This window comes from Alkalibacterium sp. m-11, assembly GCF_054658155.1.
Genome location: NZ_BAAGIR010000043.1, coordinates 1 through 16,642 on the forward strand (window position 1 = coordinate 1; position 16,642 = coordinate 16,642).

Consider the following 16,642-nt stretch of genomic DNA (forward strand, 5'->3'; position numbering starts at 1 on the left):
CCAAAAGTCAAGTAATAAGCATAAAAATGTGAAAAAATTTAAAAAAAGAAAATAAGTGGAGGGAAAACTCAAAAGAGAAAACCCTAAATCCACTTATATAGAGCATCTATAGTTTCCTAGGTGTCTCAATACAAATAAGGAGGGAAAGGAACCAATGGCTGAAATCGTCATAATCTACACATCTGAAACAGGGATGACGAAACAGTATGCAAAATGGATCAGTAAGGAACTTGACAGTGACTGTCTGGTTCTAGAAGAAGTGAAGGCTGAAGAATTTTTGCATGCTGACCTGATTGTCTTTGGAGCAGGTATACGAGCTGGACGCATGCGTAAGCTCAAATCCTTTCATTCTAAAATGAATAAATCAGGATGGTCTGGACCGGTTGTATACTTTGCTACTGGGGGAGCACCATACGACGAACAGACTGTCAGGGCTATCGTTGCCAACAGTTTTCATTCATCAGAAACATCTTCAGTACCTTTTCACTATTTTGAGAGCGGATTGAACTTTGAAAAAATGAAGATAAGATCCAGAGCCATAATGAGAGTGTATAAAATGATAATGGATGGGAAAAAGGAGAAGTCAGAAGCAGCAATGGGGACAAGACAAGCTTTGAATGGATCCTACGACCATTCCAGCCCGGACTATATTCGTCCCCTGATCAAAGATGTTCATAAAAGGATAAATGTCTGATTTTACAAGCTGAAATGGAATCAAAACACTCATTAGAAGGGCCGCTAGGAGACCTTTCTCATGAGTGTTTTTTTATAAAAAATCAGTAAGCTTTTCAAGTTCATCGAGCTGATCATGTGTATCTGAATAAATCCTGGTCAGTCTGTATCAGGCTGAGCGGAAATATGGCTAGTAAAAGTACTATATAGTGTCTACTGAACAAACGATAATTTTTCAAAAGAGCTGGCTTCGGACTGATAAAAAAGTTCTATTGGAGCTAAAAAGACCTCTCGAAAAATGGCGCAAAGAAAGTCCCTTTGAATTTTGGACAGATTCAAAGAAACGATCGATAAAGCGATCGATGTTAAGGTTGTCGTAGCTAACCGTGTGCGAATCAAGCCCAATCCATGGCATCTTTTGGCAAGGCTGAATTCTCGTTCGATTTGGATGCGGTCACGATTATCTTGACTTTCCACTTGTTTATCCACTGTTTGATCTTTTTTTGGTCTTCCTAACTTCGGACCGGAAAGACGGATAGTATGCTTCTTACAAAACGCTCGGTTCTCACGCGTTCGGTAAATTTGATCTACCAGAACACGCTCCGGATAATGACCCGTACGCTCTTTATACCGTTTTACCGCTGGGATTAAATCTACAGATTCATTAAATGCTTCAAACGACAGCCGTTCAATACGAAGGAACCCAGCCGCTTGGCTGATGTCTACCTTCGCTCCAAACTCAGTGGGTGTTTTGGCTTTTCCACGCACGATAGGACGAAGATAGGGTTGACTGAAACTGACAATCCGATTCGGAACACTGTGGGTTTTGTTTTGATACATGTAGTCCTGTTGTTCAAAGAAACGTTGGATGATATAGAAGCGGATGGCCTGTTCTTCCGTTAATACAGCACCCTGTTCTTGAAGGTGTTCTATGTAACGGATATCTCGCTTCACATAGCCTAATTGCTTCCGGATGGCGGCACGAATGATTTTTTTCGATTTCTTTTTCTTCTTAGCGATTCTCAAGTAATCTTTGCGGGCTTTGCGGCGATACATACGTGGCTTAGGTGATCCATACGTTTCACACAGGTCGTCCACGATTTTTTCTGCATGAAGGCGGGCATCATTCAATAAGACGATATCTTGGGGAAACTTGATATAAGAAGGCGCACACGTGGCATCAATCATTAAGGTGCCTTTGTTTGAAGGCGTCTCGTCTTCTCCTTGAGTCTTTTGTTGGCTCTCAGAGTCACCATCAGAAAGAGTATCACTTTGATTACCGTCGTCATCATCATCGTCTTCTTCGTGGAAGGCCAGGAGGCGTTCGTTGATATGAGCCAATTTCTCTGCGGTTAATCGCTTGCGGAAATGAACCAAACTTGAGGAATCGAATGGCTTTTCATCTTGATAACCAGGCAGACCAATGAAGTACTGCAGGTAGGGATTTTCTTGAATTTGAAGAACCAATTCTTCATCAGAATAGTCGTATTCCTTCTGAATCAACAGGGAACCAAACGCCATGCGGAAAGGTTTGGCAACATTGCCTTTTTCACTTTTGAATAATGAGGCATATTCTTCTTCTAGCTCTTCCCAAGGTAGGAGGCTCGCTTTTTGAACCCAACGGTTCTCTGGATTCATGGTGAGACCTAATGGTTGGTTAAAGCCATCAAATGTCAGTTGCGTGTGTGGACGTTTTTTGTACATATTCATCGCCTTCCCTATGTAAAAGTGCACGGTTTTATCACTCAATGATTAAAAAGCCTTGCACTTAGGATACCAAAAAACAGAAGTAAATGTTGGAATGACATTGTTTTAGAATTGTTCAGTATACACTATATAGACATGAAATTAGATGCAAAACCTGCCTCATACTGGTATGATATAAGAAATTAAATAACAACTCATATAGAGTAGTTCAAATTGTTTATGTACAAGTTAATGAAGGAGAATGACCGGTGGTTAATAAAGAAGAAGGGTTTGCATTATTCAAAGGCAGAAGAGCTGTTCTCGCAACGATGCATAAAAAAGAGCAAGTCATCGCTCCAGTTATGGAGAGTGAGCTGGGGATTCATATCCAAGTGCCGGAAGGTTTTGACTCTGATCGTTACGGAACCTTTACTGGAGAAATAGAGCGAACGGGAAACCAGCTGGAAGCGGCCAGGCTTAAAGCTGAAGCTGCAATAGAATTAACTGGATGCACCTTGGCTGTGTCGAGTGAAGGATCTTTTGGCCCGCACCCGATGATTCCTTTTCTACCGTGCAACCGTGAAGTTGTAATGCTGTTAGATAAAGTTCAGAACCTGGAAATCATTGGAACAGCAATTACGACACATACCTATTTTAAACATAAAGTAATTTCGAGCTTTGAAGAAGCCTGCAGCTTTGCTGAATCAGTTGAATTTCCAGATACTGGAATCGTAGTTAAAGTAAAGGAACAGTCCGTAGACCCGGACGATATGATAAAAGGCATCACCTCCACGGACCAGCTGAAGGAAGCTGTGCAGAAGGCATTGACTAAGTCATCAGATGGGACGATATTCATTGAAACAGATGTAAGGGCAATGTATAATCCCAAGCGTATGAAGAACATCGAAGCAGCTACACGAGACCTGGTAAAAAATATTCTTTCCACTTGTCCTGCATGTGAATGGCCAGGATACAAAGCAGTCAGCAGCAAAAAAGGGCTCCCTTGTGAATGGTGCAGACGGCCTACAGGACTTACCCTCTCGCTGAAATATGAATGCACAAAGTGTGGATATAATAAAGAACAACTTTATCCAGAAGGAATAGAACAAGCTGATCCAGGTCAATGCAGTTACTGCAATCCTTAAACAGCTTGAAAGATAGTTGAGGTATCTTCTTTAAAACTAGGTGGTTTAAAGAAGATACCTCAAAATATAATAGAAGTAAAGAGTACGCGACACCTATATATCGGAGGCGACAGACATGAGTAAGTTTGGATGGGCTTACATCGGCTGTGGGGGCATTGCCAGAACTACGGCCAGCGAACTTGTACAGACAGATGACAATAAAATTGTAGCAGCATGGAACAGAACAAAGGAGAAAGCCGAGGGTTTTGTAAAAGACTTTGGAGGAAGAGTTTATGACACAGCCGAAGAGGCGATTATGGCCGATGGTGTCGAAGGCGTGTATGTTAACGTCAATGGTGATCAGCACGCCTATTACACTAAACTGGCGATCGACCTTGGGAAGCCTGTACTGTGTGAAAAGCCATTTACCTTCAATGAAAAGGATACAAAGGAGCTGCTTGGTTATGCAGCTGAAAAAGGAGTATATGTTTCAGAAGCCATGTGGACCTGGCACAATGATACTGCCTTGAAAGTCAAAGAATGGGTGGACGCGGGAGCTATAGGAGACATCGTGTCCTCAGATAGTGCGTTCGCCGTGCCTTTACTCAAACTGACAGATAATCCCAGACTGACGACTGCATCCATGCTGGGTGGAGCCTTGATGGATCTAGGCGTTTACAATGTCAGATATGCCTACGAACTGTTTGGAAAACCAGATCGAATCGACTGCGAAGCAGATATGCACGAGGTCGATCATTCGGAAGAGATCACCTTCCATTACCCTGACTTTAAAGCCACCATGCATGTCTCGATGTCAGAAGAGGGCGGCCACTTCTTTGAGGTGACCGGAACGAAAGGCTCGATTACTGTTCCTAAATTCCATATGGCAAAGGAAGCTGTGCTGAAGACAGACGATGGAGAAGAGCGATTCGAAACGGACGAGCTGCTCTATGGAAAGCAATTCTCAAACGTTGCTGAAGAAATCCGTTCAGGCAGAAAAGAAGGCGAAAAGATATCGGCGCACAGTACAGTCGAAGTCATGAGTCTGCTGGACGAATGCCGCAGACAGATGGGGCTCGTGTATCCGCAGGAAAAGACGGGAAATTAATCAGGACAATGAATAGTTAGAAAGGATGGGACCATGTCAAAAAAGCCGTACTTAGCAGCATTATCACTGTTACTGGCATCAACGATCGCTCTATCGGGATGTGAGCAGGACCAGGAGGATGTAAACCAGGAAGACGCAAATGAGATTCAGGAGAACGAACCTGAGGAAACTGACGAACAGAATGATGCAGACACTGACGATGAACAGGAAGGTGCGGAATCGGAAGAGTCTGTAGATACAGAAGAAGACGAGTCAGAAGAAGCAGAGGAAGAGGAGGCAGCATCTATTTTTGGTCTCCAGGAAGATTTGGTATACATCAGTGCTGACCGTCTGAGTGTCAGAGCAGACAGCAGTGAAGACAGCGAATCCCGTGGGAGCCTGTCCAAAGGAAATGAAGTGCGTGTACTGGATGAAGTGGAAAACGACGATGCGACCTGGTATCAGATTGCTCATCATAATTCGGATGTGAATGAGGGCTGGGTCTCTGCGGAATTTACGGTTAGTGATCTGAATGAGCTGCATGTGTCGACCAATTTTGATGATAAAGAGATGAATGAATTCTTCACCTCGCCGACCTTGTTCGAAGACAATCGAGTGGTTGCTTATTATGGCCACCCTAATTCAGAAATTATGGGCATCGTCGGGCGTCATTCTTTTGAAGATCTGATCGATCTGCTTGAAGAAACGACTCAGGCCTATGATGATGCTGATGAAGACAAAGGAGCGGTACCTGCCATCTATCTTGTCTACGGTACGGTTCAGCCTGGAGGCGTCGTTCATAAGATGAATTACGATCTGGTCATGTCCTACATCGAAGCGGCATATCAGCGAGGCGTCCTGGTTTATATCGATCATCAGATGGGACGCAACCATCCGACTTATTCAATTAATGAAATCCTGTCATTCTTGAGGTATCCGAATGTCCATCTGGCTCTCGACCCGGAGTGGCGGACGGAACGACCTATGCAGGAAGTGGGACACATTACTGGATCTGAACTGAATGGTGTGCAGGAAAGAATGCAGGAATACATTGAAACGCATGAGATTCAGGGAACGAGACAGTTTGTCTTCCATCAGTTTGTTGAAAAAATGATCGTCGATGTCGAAGATATATCAGCGGATTATGATCCGGTCCTTCTGGTCCACAATACTTCGGGATGGGGGGCACCTGAAGGCAAACGAGCGACACACGAAAAAGTTACCGAAGCCAGCGAGGTTCCATACAAAGGATTTAAACTCTGGTATCATTTCTCTGATCAGCCAGGCGTCCACTATGACAATCCGCTAATGACACCTGAAGAGGTTCTGGATCTCGATCCACAGCCAGGTCTGATCATTTACCAGTAATCTATCAGTTATACAAAGGGATTAACACTATAAGTAGATACCACCTATCAATCATCTAATCTCCATGGTATAATGCATCAGGAATCTAACGACTGGAACCTGATTAGGGGATGCCTTTAGATGCCTAATCTGGTCGTTACTCTATGGAGGTGTAAAGTAATGAATAAACGATGGACTATTGAAGAGATAAGAAAGTACGTAAACAACAATTCTGAAAGCACACTGCTGACCACGGAATACCGCGGGTTTTCTCAGAAACTGTCATTCAAATGTGCTTGTGGCAATACATTTGAAAAGACTTTTACAAAGTTTAAGAATAACGGGCAGCGCAAATGTGAGGTCTGCCAGCCACCCAAAACCTCTCGCTAAATCAATTATATTTCAAGCACTGATTTCATTTATAATGGAGTCAGTGCTTTTTGACACCAAGCCAATTAAATCTCTTTTTTCTTTGCTTCAATACTGGACATTTATAGATGAGGTGAATTCCCCCTAGTTTATGTCTTCTCAAGCATGTGACGACACCCGAAAACAGACATGTTTCCATCACACTTTGAACTTGAGAACTATCAAAATGTAAGTATAATTTGACAAATGAGCTGTAATCGTTAAAATAGATAGGGTTAGATAAAACGATTGTGATAAGCTGACCGTAATCAAAGAAATAATTAATCGATAAACTATGTTTAAAGTGAGAGGATTTAATATGAAAGAGAATTTCTGGAAAAACTTACCTAAACCCTTTTTTATTCTAGCGCCAATGGAAGACGTCACAGATGTCGTTTTCAGACATGTCATCGCTGAAGCAGGACGACCGGACGTCTTCTTTACTGAGTTCACGAACTCTGTCAGCTACTGTCATCCGGATGGCCGTGACAGTGTAAGAGGAAGACTGACATTCACTGAAGATGAACAGCCTCTGGTCGCTCATATTTGGGGAGACGAACCCAAGTATTTCCGTGAAATGAGTATCGGCATGGCTGAAGCAGGATTTGCCGGGATCGATATCAATATGGGCTGTCCTGTTCCAAACGTAGCCGGAAAAGGGAAAGGCAGCGGACTGATTCAGCGTCCTGAAGTGGCTGCAGAACTGATCGAAGCGGCGAAAGCAGGTGGGCTGCCTGTCAGTGTGAAAACACGTTTAGGCTACAGCAGACTCGATGAATGGCGCGAATGGATCGCTCATCTGCTGAGACAGGATATCGTGAATCTGTCGATCCACCTGCGCACAAAAAAAGAGATGAGTAAATACGATGCGCATTGGGAACTGATTCCTGAAATCAAAAAAATGCGTGACGAAATCGCACCGGATACTCTGCTGACGATTAATGGAGATATCATGGATCGCGAGATGGGACTCAAACTGGTAGAGAAAACAGGTGTCGATGGAGTTATGATCGGACGCGGAGTCTTTAAGAATCCGTTTGCTTTTGAAAAAGAAGCCAGAGAACACAGCAGTGAGGAAATGCTCGATCTGCTCAGATTGCATCTCGATTTATTCGACACTTACGGTGTGGAAGCAGGACGAGCGTTCAAACCGCTCCGTCGATTCTTCAAGATTTATGTCCGAGGGATGCGAGGAGCCAGTGAACTGAGACAACAGCTGATGGAAACAGTCACGACAGATGAAGTAAGAGTACTGCTAGATGAATTTGAAGACAGACTCAAGAGCTTTGAAGCTGAAGAAAGTGACCGGCCCGTAGAAAACCATGCATAACAGAGAGACTTTGCTGAAAAAGCAAAGTCTTTTTTATAATCAAGATCAGATGTATCAAATGACAGTCAGACTGGGGGAAGGTTAATGACCCATAAAGCAAGTTATTGTCTATTAGATGGAAATAAGTCTGGTCGAACATGCCAAAAAAATTTATATGGTCCATTCGGCACCCATATTAATTGACAACTGGAAGTGTTTCGCTTATGAGTCAGTTCAAATAGTTTCAGGGTCAGAGAGGCCCTGTCAAATTAATTATCGGGAGGAAAAAGTATGACAAGTTTAAGCGATACATACACCTTATCAAATGGTGTGAAGATCCCCATTCTAGGATATGGGACATGGCAAGTGACTGATCCTCAGGAGGCTGTTGATGGAGTAAAGAACGCAGTTAAAGTAGGCTATCGTCATATTGATACAGCTCAGATGTACCAGAATGAAGAATTTGTCGGTAAAGGAATCAAGGAAAGCGGTATCCCGCGTGAAGAGCTGTTTGTTACCAGCAAACTCAACAATATGAATCACGGCTACGACAGTGCCCGTAAGACAATAGAAGAATCACTGAAAAAACTTGATCTGGACTACCTGGACCTCTTTCTTATTCACTGGCCGGTTGTAAAAAATAACGGTGGAGACTGGAAACAGGATAATATTGACACATGGCGTGCGCTGGAAGACTTGTATGATGAAGGGAAACTTAAAGCGATCGGTGTCAGTAATTTTGCTGTCCCTCATCTGAACAATATTTTGGATAATTCCCGCATCAAGCCGATGGTCAATCAGATTCGTCTGCACCCAGGTGTTCTTCAGAAAGAAACCGTTAAGTTAAACCGTGAAAACGATATTGTCATCGAAGGGTGGTCACCCCTTTCTCCTATGAAATATTTAGGTGAAGATACGACTGTGCAAAAAATGACTGACAAGTACGGAAAATCCATTGCCCAGCTTTTATTGAGATGGGGTGTCCAGCATGGCTTTGTTACATTGACTAAATCTGTACATGCAGAACGGATTAAATCTAATGCTGATATCTTTGATTTTGAACTGACTGACGAAGAAATGACTTATTTTGATGGATTGACTTTCGATGAATTAAGCACACCAGAAGATTTTCAGGAAAGATAATAGGGTGATTATTTCTGTTAATGGTTAATTAAGTCAGAAATAAGACATTTTGAAAATTAATTAGGTTTTATTGCGATCATGTGTTACACTAGGTTTAACATATTGTAAGAGACATTTTACGAACTGTGTAATGCATTCCGAATTGGCCCTTAAGCAATCATGTAAATTTAAAGTGCTAAAGGCACGAGGAGGAATTTTATTATGGAAACAGGTACAGTAAAATGGTTTAACGCAGAAAAAGGTTTTGGATTTATCGAACGTGACGGAGCAGACGATGTATTCGTACACTTCTCAGCTATCCAAGAAGAAGGATTCAAATCTTTAGACGAAGGCCAAGCAGTAAACTTTGACATTGAAGAAGGCAACCGCGGACTTCAAGCAGCAAACGTTACTAAGGCTTAATAACCTAAACCAATATAGATGAAGGCAAGGCAGGACGATGAGTCCTGACCTTGTCTTTTTTTATTTCTGATAATATATATATGATATTGAATGGCAGGAGTATATAATTTTCAATTCAATCGATGTATATCAATGATCAGAGAGTGTTCAGAACAAGGGCAAAGACTGTAATACAATATGCTGTTATACGAAAAATAGATAGTTCATAATACAGTCACATGATATGATTATCTTTAAATTCCTCGTCAAACGTGTGAGGAGTTTTTTGGTAAAGGTTATGAATAACGGTAGAGTGAAAGTGAAGCAACTGAGTATTTTTATTCACGACAAAACTATATCAAGAATGGAAAATGATAAAACTTTTATTGTATTACTGCTTTAAACATGCTATTCTGATGAGCGATAATAATGGAGGGTTTATACATGATTAATAAATTTAAGTTCATATTTTTATCTTTACTGGGGTTCGTCTTTTTCCTAGTCCCATTTACTATCGGTGGAGAAAGACGTATTATGATTTCTCATATTATTTATCTGGTTACGGATAATATACTGGATTTATTCATAACATTTACAGCACTGTCGGCATGGATTGTTCTGATCGCCACAGTTGTGTTTCTGTTCTATACATCGGATAGCCGCTTTTTGAATGATATTTTCAAAACTACGCCGATCAATGTGGCATTGAGACTGATCGGATCCTTTTTATACTTAATGGTCGTTTATAGCTGGTTTGAAGGGAACGCACTTGCAGATATGATTCTGGATCCAGATACGGGAGGACTGATGGCAGGGGAAGATGGCCTCTTGACGACATTATATATCACGTTTTTTGTTGGTATTCTAGCACTGCCGTTACTCACTCATTTTGGAATCGTAGAGTTTGTCGGCATACTTCTAGGTCCCGTAGTTGAAAAACTGTTCAGAGTGCCTGGGTATTCACTGATCGATGCAATTGCTTCATTTGTTGGTGATGGGACGATAGGTATTGTCGTAACAGATAAACAGTATCAGAGGGGATACTATAACAAAAGAGAGGCCTACATTATTGCGACAAGCTTCTCCATAGTCGGTATCGCTTTTGCGGCGGCTGTTGCGGATCTTCTTGGCTTCAGTGCAATTTTTCCTATATTTTATGGATCGATCGCCGTTGTAACTCTGATCCTTGCTTTCATTACTGCCCGACTGCCGCTTAAGAAATTCGAGCCGGAATACTACAAAGGCATAGAGCCTAAATCAGTAGAAGTTCCTGAAGACAAATCGATCATGGAGCACTCATATGAGGCAGCGATCGAGCAGGCAGAACAGACCTCTATCAAAGGGGCACTTTTAGAGGCACTGAAAAACATTGTGGATATCTATGTGGGATTCTTGCCTATTATTATGGCAGTGGGAACAATCTCCCTTGTCATTGCAGAATATACACCATTCTTCGACTTCATCAGTGCACCGCTTGTGCCCGTTTATGATTTCCTTGGTTACAGCAGTGAAGTAGCTGCTCAAATGGCACCCGCTTCACTAGCAGGTTTTGCTGATATGTATCTTCCAGCACTGTTCATCAGTGGAGCAGAATCTGAAGCTGCCCGATTTTTCATCGGAGTGCTGGCCTTTACACAACTCGTCTTCATGTCAGAGACGGGCATGATTCTGGTTAAAACTAAAATTGGCCTGAACTTCTGGGATGTAGTCAAAGTCTTCTTATTCAGAACAGTTTTATCCATACCTGTCCTGCTTGTTCTTACAAATATTCTGGGCTGGATGGGAGTCATCTCGTTTTAAACACATAACAGACAAAAAGGGACACTTCTCGGTGAAGTGCCCTTTTTTTATTAGAGATAAATCACTTTTTCAGTTAAGGTATAGGAAGTATTAGCTTAAGTGATTCGAGAATAAAAAAATTTAGTTTTAGGGCACACGAGAGGAGGAGCAGAAGATGAGAGTATTCATTGCTATCGAGCTGGAAGAAGAGGTCAAAGAAAAGCTGGCTGAAATTCAGTCAAAAGTTAAAGTAACGGCTGAAAAGGGACGGTTTACAGCCGTTTCCAATTTTCATCTAACTCTTTACTTTATCGGAGAAGCTGACAGCGAAAGAATCGGTCAAATCAGCAAAGCGATCGATAAATGTGCTGAGCATAACGTGCCGTTTAAGCTTAGTCTTGGTAAACTGGGGTCTTTCAATAAACGAAGCAAGCGCATCATATGGGTTGGGGTCGATGGTGACATAAGACAGCTGAAAAAGGTCAACGAACAAATCAGTGACGTATTGAATGAAGAAGAGCAAACTGCTGAAAAAGGAGAGTATACGCCGCACATTACTTTGGGGAGACAGATCGTTTTCAGTCAGGATTTTGAGGAATGGAGTCAGAGCCAGCCTGTCCCACCTGTAGAAATTGAAGTCGATAAGATTTCTTTAATGGAAAGTACACGGCTGAATGGCGAGCTTATATACAGGCCTATATACGTCAAACCAGTTCGTAAAGACATAACAGAGTAAAAGCCCTCGTTGAGATCTGAACCCATCGCAGTGACATCGGCTGCGGAAAGAAACAGTTATACTAAATGGAAGTTCACCTAACTGAGAAGGTTCTGTAACCAGTTGCATCTGAGTGATATCGAATGAGAGAAAATAGGACATGACAGGGACTATGAACTCGGCTATACGATCTATGAATAGTGCAAATCCAAGCATGAGTATGCCTTGAATAAGATGAAGAAACCCATGATCAAGTTGAAACGTCTCAAGAGCCGAAAGTAATCTGTTTTTACATGCCGTATACTTGTCTTTCAATATTTTGATGAGGCAAAAAAAGAAGGGTCACTCCTTTCTGAAAGGGCATAAAATATTAATCTCCTTATGATTATTCTATCATAACGAATGTTATTATAATAAGGTTTACCCTCTATAGGTTTGGTTTATATATGAAAAGTTTATTTCATAGCATGTCAATTGACGTAAAATGTCTGTATACTTTAAGAAGTGATGTGAATATTGAAATCAAGTGATGTGTTCAAGTGTTTTAGAAAGTATTTTAAAGCGAGGAGATAGACTATGGATGGTACAAAACGCAGCAACATAAAACCAGGAGATAAAGTCAAAGTCGTGCAGAAGCAGGATCAGAGGTCAGGAAAATTGACAGAAGGGGTAGTCAGTAGATTACTGACCAAGTCGCCTACACATCCTCACGGAATCAAAGTGATGCTGGAAGATAAAGTGGTTGGTCGTGTGAAGGAAGTTATAAAATAAATAGGATACGAAAAATCTGCCAGTTTATGGCAGATTTTTTTAATTCAGCTTAATGAACATACTTAAGTTTACATGGAACAGGGCAGTGAACTACCCACCACTTAAATCCTCCGGATTTTGAAGTGGGGGCTTCCTACGAACTCCATTCTTGTCTGCACAGGTTTCATGCAGACAGAGGAATCGGATATGGGTAGGCTCAAAAGGCAGTCCCTGCCTCATAGGTTTTCTTTTACTTGGCTAACGCCAAGGAATACTCAGTAGGCTTGGTTGTCGCCTATATAGACTTGGTTATCGTCTATATATAAAGTATACCAAATGAGAATGACATTAACCACTTCAAGCTATCGCTTGACCGAAATTCATCTCCCACTTTCACTGGTGCTTCGCACCCATACGCTTAGAAGTGGGAGACTTCTTTCGGAATTACGTTAAACTGATAATTCTAGAAGTGCAATTATATCCCTAAAAACATGCATTATGATTACAGTTTTTATTTTTCCAATGTATAATAGAAGTAGGAATAAAAACAAATGTAATGGTTCGTGAGATAAGAGAATGACTTACTTGCAGGTGACTCAACTTATTGACGAATTGCCCTCAACCATAGTCAACATTAACAAGTCTGATCATTACCCGATAGTTCATCTGTACGTTCTGTATAAAAAGGATGTGAGAGTATGAAACAGGATTCAGTTAAACTCATCAATCCATTCAGGTTTACTCTTGAGCCGATGGAAAGGCTGCTTCAAATCAACTTTGAAAAAGATCCGGACACTTTTTATATCGGGTTTGAGCCTCAATATTATAACGATAGTACCTATGGAAGAGGACATGTTATTTTGGGGTGGAGGACGGACGGTAAGATCGATGTCTATTATCAGCCTTCTCTTAGAATTGAGAACAAGACATATGACACTTTCGGCAAAGGGCTGAATGAGAAAATAGAATGTGCTTTTGATGTTGCATCCTTTGATATCGGCCATAAAGGTGTTCAGGTTTTATATCGTTTTACTGATAAGTATGGCAGAAAAATCAAATTGAAGATACACGAAAAAAACTTCAAAAAACGCTCGCCATTTAATCTGCTTGCACCAGTGGGAGCATCTTCTCAGACTCCCTCCTATCTTCCCCTCGTATATCTGTTCGATTTCTATTTTGTTCGAAAAAATCATACGGTCGTTGACATTCATATTGGCGAGCAGTCACATAAATTGGATAATCTCCCGGTTACGATGGATGGGATGCGAATGTACTTCAGCCGCTACAGCGCCAAACCGTTGATTGTTAAATTCAACCCATATTCAGATGAGCATATGTCTGTTATGTCGTTAAATGAGAGAGAGGAAACGGTAAGAACTAAAGACTGTATTCTTGAACTGAACTGGCAGGAATCAAGTCCAGCTATTCGTACCCTGAGATACCCTACTCCTATTTATCCAGTTCAACTGTCATTTGTTCCCCCTTTTCCTGATATATTGACGATGGAGCATAATAAAGTGAAAGAAGGAATTTTTCAGATCAGTTGTCATCCTTCTCTGGGTTTGCTGATTGGAAGGTATCGTGTGATTAAAAGAGAAAACAGTGTAAAGATTAAGTGCTGCCCTACTGAAGGATGGTCTCCGATACCAGAAAAATGGTCGTTGCGCTTCTTGTATAGGCGTGAACCTGTTTATCGGGAATGGCCGATGTCATATGAATGGAAAGCATTCATAGATGAACGTTCACCTTTGAACTTCTATATGCGTTCGAGCTGGAAAAGACTGAAACGCTGAAGGGTTGAAAACAGCAGACACATCTGTGGATGCAGCTGAATCAACCAGGCAGACAATCGCCTTGTTCGCTATCGGGTACATCGATGGCTCCAAGTGAAGTTGCCTTAAAAAAACTGTATTGTTCTTTCTTCAATCCACCCAGAGTTTTAAATATAGAAGAGAATACTGCTATAACTGATAGGTTTGGTCTAGCAGCTGAAATTGCAAGAAAGGCTGGCTTTACGGGTGTTCAGATTCATGCTGCCCATGGGGATCAGATACTATGAGCAGCAGATAAGTCGTCTCGCTGACGGGCTGGATCCGCTGTACAATGAGAATGGATGGAAACCGATATAGAACAATTTAATCAGACATGGACATAATGAATGTGCTGGTCTTAATTTGTCCATTTATGGAACAAACTGAATTTTAGGTATATCCATTTAGTTTATTATAAAATAGAACAAGGTAGAATGTAATAGAGAAGACAGGTAATTTATGGTATTGTATACCTATTGTGATAGATATTAAAAGAATAAAAAGGAGCATACAATTGACATACAAACAGTTCAGACTATCTACTAGTATTCTGATGAGCTTGTTTCTTCTTAATGGATGTACAGATAACGATTCCGAAGAGGAACTTGGAGAAATAGTTGAAGAAATGCCTCAGGAAGAGACTAAGGATAATGATGAAGCAGAAATTAATGATGGAGAAAACAATGAAACTGAAGAAGGAACTCAATTTGAAGAAGATGAGGATGTTGAGTCTGATGAACCTGTCATCACTATTGATATGGAAGAGGACCTGCTTGATCCTGACAGCATAAAAGTCCTGGTCAATAAGCAGTATGCCCTTCCGGAAGACTATTCCCCAGATGATCTTGTCCCTTTGGACTTACCGACAGTTTTTGACGATCCTAATTTAACTAATATGAGAGAGAGAGCTGCACAGGCTTTAAGAGAAATGTTTTATTCTGCAAATGATGAGGGGATAGTACTTTATGCTCGTTCAGGTTATCGATCATATCAGACTCAAACACAATTATTTGATCGATATGTAGATAGAGATGGTCTCGAAGCGGCTAATCGCTACAGCGCTCGGCCAGGTGAAAGTGAACATCAGACTGGTTTGGCAATAGATGTAACGAGCGAAAGTGTAAATTTTAAGCTGACTGAAAGATTTGGTGAAACACCGGAAGGGCTATGGGTGGAAGAACATGCCCATGAGTTCGGTTATATTATCAGATACCCGGAAGGGAAGGAAGAGATTACAGGTTATCAGTATGAGCCTTGGCACTTAAGATACTTAGGAGAAGAACTGGCAGGGGACATTGCAGAAAGTGGACTGACTTATGAGGAATACCTTCTGGAAATAGGGATAGATATTGATATCGAAAAATAGTCGCAGTAAGCAGAAAAAAGATGGGAGGCTGACAATAGCTGGGCTTGTTTTAATCTTCATTTGAGTTTACAGACACAGACCGTCAGCGTATTCAGCGATCTCTTGATGAAACCACAATACGTCTGGAATTGACTGATTAACATAAAAAATGCTTCAGACCGCGTACAGGTCCTGAAGCATTTTTGAATAGAATATATTCAAAAAAAAGTGTCAGATTGATCTGACACTTTAAATCTGTCACGATCAGTCAGATTCATTGTCAGAAGAAAATCTAGCAGGTCTTTAGTGGCATCTTCGGTCGTTAATATAATCGAATCAGTGACTTTGTGCAGATAGTCTCTATGAGTAAAATAATCAGTGACCATGCTATTCAGGTGTTTAAGTATATCCAAGGAAATACGCTGTTTACTGATGGTACATACTGGGCATGCCGTATCATTACCTCCAATTCGTTCTGTTTATATTTTTGCATAATATTTACCCCAGTACTCATTTTTATAAAAAAAGAAGAGACTCCTCACTGTGCGTACGGAGCCTTTTCTTAATAATAAGTAGCAATGAAGAGGGAATTAAGCTACCTACCTCTTCTACCAGTGATCATATTAAAGATAAATACAATCAGGGCAATAACAAGCAGGATATGAACCAGACCACCAGCGATTTCAAATACAAGTCCCAGGATCCAGAATAAAATCAAAAGTCCAATAAGTGTCCACAACATTATTAACTCACTCCTTTATTTTTATAAATTGAGTATAACAGAGGAGAACGACACATGTATAATGATATGCTCGAATTATTAAATATACAGGAAGATCACTTGAAATCAGAAGGTATCAGCTGTTCATTCACAACATTAGTGAAATAAATCGATCAGTGATAGACTATATGTATAACACCTGTATGAGGAGAATCTTATGAGTATTGGATACGCCTGTTTAACGTAATTCCGAAAGAAGTCTCCCACTTCTAAACGTATGGGTACGAAGCACCAGTGAAAGTGGGAGATGAATGTCGGTCAAGCGATAGCTTGAAGTTATTTCTCAAGACCTTTTCTTATTAGT

At 41.1% G+C, this 16,642-nt stretch carries 15 protein-coding genes; 13 read left to right on the forward strand and 2 right to left on the reverse strand.

Annotated elements, in window-relative coordinates; translation table 11 throughout:
- Window positions 1-154: 154 nt before the first annotated feature.
- Window positions 155-694: a flavodoxin family protein gene (locus ACYQ2O_RS06205; RefSeq protein WP_346024300.1), complete on the forward strand. Its 540-nt coding sequence runs from the start codon at window positions 155-157 to the stop codon at window positions 692-694.
- 191 nt (window positions 695-885) lie between these two features.
- Here ACYQ2O_RS06205 and ACYQ2O_RS06210 read toward each other — a convergent pair whose 3' ends face one another.
- Window positions 886-2,376 carry an IS5 family transposase gene (locus ACYQ2O_RS06210; RefSeq protein WP_428830600.1) on the reverse strand — a complete coding sequence of 497 codons (1,491 nt, stop codon included), beginning with the start codon at window positions 2,374-2,376 and terminating at the stop codon, window positions 886-888.
- A gap of 251 nt (window positions 2,377-2,627) precedes the next feature.
- Between ACYQ2O_RS06210 and ACYQ2O_RS06215 the strand changes: the two genes are divergently transcribed.
- The 12 genes from ACYQ2O_RS06215 to ACYQ2O_RS06270 all read left to right on the forward strand — a co-directional run bounded on the left by ACYQ2O_RS06215 (window position 2,628) and on the right by ACYQ2O_RS06270 (window position 15,578).
- Entirely contained in the window at window positions 2,628-3,503 is an 876-nt protein-coding gene (locus ACYQ2O_RS06215; protein WP_346024298.1) for a DUF6671 family protein, read from the forward strand.
- 115 nt (window positions 3,504-3,618) lie between these two features.
- Complete coding sequence (locus ACYQ2O_RS06220; protein WP_346024297.1) at window positions 3,619-4,590, forward strand: Gfo/Idh/MocA family protein; 972 nt, start codon at window positions 3,619-3,621, stop codon at window positions 4,588-4,590.
- A gap of 33 nt (window positions 4,591-4,623) precedes the next feature.
- Entirely contained in the window at window positions 4,624-5,937 is a 1,314-nt protein-coding gene (locus tag ACYQ2O_RS06225; protein WP_346024296.1) for an SH3 domain-containing protein, read from the forward strand.
- A gap of 706 nt (window positions 5,938-6,643) precedes the next feature.
- On the forward strand, window positions 6,644-7,654 hold the full coding sequence (locus ACYQ2O_RS06230) for a tRNA dihydrouridine synthase (RefSeq protein WP_346024294.1): 1,011 nt from the start codon (window positions 6,644-6,646) through the stop codon (window positions 7,652-7,654).
- A gap of 270 nt (window positions 7,655-7,924) precedes the next feature.
- Window positions 7,925-8,776, forward strand: coding sequence for an aldo/keto reductase (locus ACYQ2O_RS06235; protein ID WP_346024293.1), 852 nt, complete (start codon window positions 7,925-7,927; stop codon window positions 8,774-8,776).
- 201 nt (window positions 8,777-8,977) lie between these two features.
- Window positions 8,978-9,178, forward strand: a complete 201-nt coding sequence (locus ACYQ2O_RS06240; protein ID WP_091266550.1) for a cold-shock protein — start codon at window positions 8,978-8,980, stop codon at window positions 9,176-9,178.
- A 423-nt stretch (window positions 9,179-9,601) separates the two neighbouring features.
- Window positions 9,602-10,957 carry a YjiH family protein gene (locus ACYQ2O_RS06245; protein ID WP_346024292.1) on the forward strand — a complete coding sequence of 452 codons (1,356 nt, stop codon included), beginning with the start codon at window positions 9,602-9,604 and terminating at the stop codon, window positions 10,955-10,957.
- Between the two features lie 154 nt (window positions 10,958-11,111).
- Window positions 11,112-11,672 carry an RNA 2',3'-cyclic phosphodiesterase gene (gene thpR / locus ACYQ2O_RS06250; protein ID WP_346024291.1) on the forward strand — a complete coding sequence of 187 codons (561 nt, stop codon included), beginning with the start codon at window positions 11,112-11,114 and terminating at the stop codon, window positions 11,670-11,672.
- A 555-nt stretch (window positions 11,673-12,227) separates the two neighbouring features.
- The gene (locus tag ACYQ2O_RS06255) at window positions 12,228-12,422 is read left to right on the forward strand and encodes a YwbE family protein (protein ID WP_346024290.1); all 195 of its coding nucleotides are present in this window, start codon (window positions 12,228-12,230) and stop codon (window positions 12,420-12,422) included.
- A gap of 677 nt (window positions 12,423-13,099) precedes the next feature.
- Entirely contained in the window at window positions 13,100-14,194 is a 1,095-nt protein-coding gene (locus ACYQ2O_RS06260; protein ID WP_459796225.1) for a hypothetical protein, read from the forward strand.
- A gap of 29 nt (window positions 14,195-14,223) precedes the next feature.
- Window positions 14,224-14,460, forward strand: a complete 237-nt coding sequence (locus ACYQ2O_RS06265; RefSeq protein ID WP_428830599.1) for a beta/alpha barrel domain-containing protein — start codon at window positions 14,224-14,226, stop codon at window positions 14,458-14,460.
- 266 nt (window positions 14,461-14,726) lie between these two features.
- Entirely contained in the window at window positions 14,727-15,578 is an 852-nt protein-coding gene (locus ACYQ2O_RS06270; RefSeq protein ID WP_346024288.1) for a M15 family metallopeptidase, read from the forward strand.
- A 574-nt stretch (window positions 15,579-16,152) separates the two neighbouring features.
- Here the strand turns inward: ACYQ2O_RS06270 and ACYQ2O_RS06275 are convergent.
- On the reverse strand, window positions 16,153-16,299 hold the full coding sequence (locus tag ACYQ2O_RS06275; RefSeq protein WP_143009195.1) for a lmo0937 family membrane protein: 147 nt from the start codon (window positions 16,297-16,299) through the stop codon (window positions 16,153-16,155).
- Window positions 16,300-16,642 lie beyond the last annotated feature (343 nt).